Here is a 4,073-nt window from a genome sequence, read left to right as displayed (position 1 = left end):
ACCATGGAATATTAAGCGTCGCTAGGTGCCATTGCCCAGACGCTTACGGTGATCCTGTAAATAATTAAGATCCTAGTGGCCACTCATCAATTAATTATAACTATCCCCGTATTCCTTGATATGCTCAAATCTTTTTCAAACGTTTAAAACATTGCGATCTTTAAGAGTACACTGTATTCTGCGTTGATTATTGAAACTAAAGGAGATAACATGTCTAAAATGAGTAATTGGCTTTTATTAGGGGCGGGGCTTGTATCTACGCCCTTAATATCGGCTGAAAATGTTCAACCTCTACCATCTATCAGGGTTGATAGTACACAAGGTATAAATGGTCCGGGTACATATGTGAGAGCAGTAAAGCCAATCACAGTAGAGCAAAGTGACTCATATATTACTGACCTAAATGAGTTGGGGTTTCTACTTGATAGTGTTGATGCAAGGCCTAAAGTTTTGGGCGATGGTGGCGATACGTTTGATGAAAATTACAATCCAGGGAAGGATGTAGTCGAAATAGGTGTCATCCATGAACTCGGATATGATGCAAGCTTTGAGAATAGTAATTATAGGTACCACCATATACTGGACGACGCCCATCAATTCGGAGATTACGGATCCAAGCAATATAGTTTCGATATTACATCAATGGATTACCTTGAACATCAACCGCCTCTCTCCGCCTGGGAGCCTCTAGGTCCGACTAGTATTAAGATGCGTTCTAATAGGGCTGTAACTGATGCAGTGGTTAAGATGAATAATGAAGCGATACCTTCTGCTAGTGGTTTAATAACAATTGATCATAGCTCTTCTCTTAAGATGGAAATGCATTACTCTGAGGGATTGCCTTTGACAGTAACCTTAAACGATGTGGCTGGAAAATTAATACCGTTTTTGTTTGAGAATGATCATCGCATTAAGTATGAGGAATTAACTGGGCTGCTTGATGTAGTGTATTTAGATACTGATCAAGATGGAAACGATGACAGGCTGGTTGTTCTTGTGAATGGTAAGATATATGTTTACAAGTTTTATAATGATGTAGTAACAGACACTATCCTTAGCGCAGCCTATGAAATTTCCCATAAATATCAAGGGGAAACCGATGGCCGCATATCATTATCATCATTAGTGGATAAGAATCTCAACACCGAACATTTGGTGGTAGTAGGGACGAAAAATGGTAATTCAAGGAACTATGAACTATCAACCACTAACGTGATTCGTCTTGGTTCAACGGGCTATTTGACAGTTGCGAGCATCTCACATTCTGGCTTTTATACTCCAGACTCCAAGTCTAAATTATCTAACCTAAATATGTTTGATGCAACTCAAGTTCAGTTACCAATAGATGATAATGGAAAGAACTCCCCACGGTTAGCTATAGGAGGGTTTGTTCCAACGGAACAGCAACTGGGAGTTAGACTGATTAGATTGGATTATAATCCTGGCACTCGTCATTATGATATAATACATGAAGGTTATTCAAATTGGACTAATCCATCATGGCATGATTCATCTTTTTACAATAATAGGTCAATAGCAGCCGCAGATATTCATGGGGTTGGAGTCGATTATATTGCATTCGGGAACATGATATTAGAATACGGTAACCATCATCATTCACGCTTGGGTGGAATTGAAAGTTTTAGTTTAGGAGACTCTACTAACTATCTGTTTTGGGTTAGTGGTAATTTTGTCGATGATAATAATGAGTGGCTTGCACAAAACTTTGATCCCATTCAATTGATGGACGCAGATAAATTTGTACGCAGTGAAGGAGAGGAGCTGGCACTGTTTACGGTAGAGACTAATGGAGACCACGGGTATCGCGTTAAGAAAGTGCGGATTGTCGATGTTGATAACAGGTATTATGAGGATTTAGTCGATGAATCTACAGTACTAATGAAATATGGGGTGGCAGATGTGACTCTGCTAATAAACTCTATTCTAACCTCTCCCCTCTCCAGTTACGAGGTTAATTTGAAGAATGACTGTGATCTTCTCGATGGCAAACAACCATGTCAATGGTTGATATCTATGCCTCCTGTTTATAGTCATAACTTAGAAGGAACAGATTCAGGTTTAGGTAAAGCTAGACCTGACCTTCATAAAATCACATTATCTACAATGCAACTGTTAGGTATATCAGATGTTGTCCCTTATTATGCCGAGGCATCTGATAGGCAGAGCGGTTCTTATAGTGAAATTGGATTTGGATCTGCTCATGGTTCTGAATACGAATATTCAAACTCCATCACTGCAGGTGTGTCGTCAAAAATCAAGGTGATGGGTTTTTCCGTAGCTGTGGCGGCTAATTATGCAAGAACGTGGGGAAATTCAATATCGAATGACAGTTCAACCACTGTCGGTTATCTAGTTACTCCAGAAACAGGACCGATACTGCAGATGATTATCGTACCTTATGATAATCATCATTATCAAATAATCAACTCTCCTGCAGCTTTAAATATTCCCAGAGGAGAGATCATAGCTGTTGCAGCACCAAGGCCTGCTGTGAATACATTAATAAGGAAAAGTGATTACGATGCAAAAAATGCGAGCCTAGGTAATCTATTTCCTTCTTATGACGAATACTTTACTTATGAGCAAGGTAACCCTGCCTCATATCCAACTCGACTTGAAGTACAAGAATCTGCCTCTGAGTCTGGTCATATGTTATTTGAATCAGCAGTGCCGCTAATAATAAGAGACGATATTATTACTCAGACAAACTCACTTTGGGTTGGCAGGGAAAATGGTTCCCAAACGGGTCACGAAGCAGGAGTCGAGCTTAGTCTTGGAGTGGACAAGGGGATATCCGAGGTTGTGGGCTATGAAGCAGAAGTATCATTTGGGTATGTACACAATAGTACGAGAGCAACAACAATAGGTAAAAACTTTGTTAACTATGTTCTAATGAGAGGATTTGGCTGCAAGGAGCCTGAGCCTGAGCCTGGGGAAGAGCCTATTTCTTGTAGTCTAGGGCTAGAACCGTATTATGTGTACCCTTACGCATTAATTTCTAGAGGGTATTTCGATAATAGCGAAGACCGACCAGATTTTTACCGTTTTGGCACGCATAAAGGCTAGGCAGTGCCCATCAATTAAATTTTTCTATGCTTAACTTCAGGTTTGCATAAGAAATTGCTTTCAAGCCGAGTATTGTTGGTACTCGGCTTCTTTTCTTAAAAAGTGTAGGCAATTATTCCAGCTAAAAGATTTACCATGAAACTAATACAGCTTCGGTTCCTAGTATGCTCTATCTGAGAGATATTTTTCAGTTGGTCATTAATCGTTTCGATAATGAACCTTTTTGACAACATTGATCTATCCCAAGCAGCTAGTACCTTCAGTTTCATATTTTTACGATGGGTTGTGATAAGGGTAACCCCATCTTCTTTTAGGTCTTCAGTAATTAAACAATTAAAAGCCAATTAAAAAATTAAAAAAAATTAAAAGCGGACATCCCAAAGTTTCAAACAATCTTAAAAATCAAAGTAAGCGTATAGCGAACAGCACCTACCCCCCTTATCTCAGATACCTTATATCTTCATTTTATTTGGAGGTAATCATGAGAATTTCGCGAAGCCAAACACAATGGCAAACTATCATTAAAGACCATCAATCCAGTGGTTTAACCGTTATTGAATATTGCCAACAACTACAATTATCCACGTCGAACTTTTATGCCATTAAAAAGAAACTTGGCCTATCATCGAGTAATTTTGTTCGCGCTAAAATACCCCCACAGGTTGAGTTTGTTGAAGATAAAACCTTAATAACGGTAACCATGGGCAAGGTAAATGTCAGCTTGCCAAACACCACTTCCGCCAACTATTTAAGTCAATTGTTACGGGAGCTGGCGTTATGAAAATGTTTGTTGAGCCAACGAGGATTTTTCTACATCGAGACTTTATTGATTTTCGCAAAGCTATCAATGGGCTAACAGCACTGGTGGAAGATGAGCTAAATCGCGATGCCTATACCGGTGATTTATTCGTTTTTTGCAATAAATCAAAAGACAAACTGAAAATATTGTACTGGGATAAAACAGGCTTTGCGCTATGGCAAAAACG

The 4,073-nt window shown here is 39.2% G+C and carries 3 protein-coding genes and 1 pseudogene; 3 read left to right on the top strand and 1 reads right to left on the bottom strand.

Annotated features, from left to right (window positions below):
* Positions 1–210 precede the first annotated feature (210 nt).
* Positions 211–3,087, top strand: coding sequence for a hypothetical protein (locus tag CXF74_RS20745; protein ID WP_101084460.1), 2,877 nt, complete (start codon positions 211–213; stop codon positions 3,085–3,087).
* Positions 3,088–3,182: 95 nt separating this feature from the next.
* Here the strand turns inward: CXF74_RS20745 and CXF74_RS20740 are convergent.
* A pseudogene (locus tag CXF74_RS20740) lies at positions 3,183–3,413 on the bottom strand (transposase); the annotation flags it as partial.
* Positions 3,414–3,568: 155 nt separating this feature from the next.
* Here CXF74_RS20740 and tnpA point away from each other — a divergent pair.
* Positions 3,569–3,868, top strand: a complete 300-nt coding sequence (gene tnpA / locus CXF74_RS20735) for an IS66 family insertion sequence element accessory protein TnpA (protein ID WP_101084458.1) — start codon at positions 3,569–3,571, stop codon at positions 3,866–3,868.
* Positions 3,865–4,073 (top strand): IS66 family insertion sequence element accessory protein TnpB (gene tnpB / locus CXF74_RS20730; RefSeq protein ID WP_101084456.1); only part of this gene is annotated, 209 nt, incomplete at its 3' end. The genes tnpA and tnpB, both read left to right, overlap by 4 nt.

It is taken from the genome of Psychromonas sp. Urea-02u-13 (assembly GCF_002835995.1).
In the GTDB taxonomy this organism is placed as follows: Bacteria; Pseudomonadota; Gammaproteobacteria; order Enterobacterales; family Psychromonadaceae; genus Psychromonas.
Note: the sequence above shows the minus strand (reverse complement) of the source record. Positions and strands in the feature narration are given on the sequence as shown.

Coding starts and splice junctions, on each gene's coding strand:
- CXF74_RS20745 (WP_101084460.1), top strand. CDS start 211: ATGTCTAAAATGAGTAATTGGCTTTTATTAGGGGCGGGGCTTGTATCT.
- tnpA (WP_101084458.1), top strand. CDS start 3,569: ATGAGAATTTCGCGAAGCCAAACACAATGGCAAACTATCATTAAAGAC.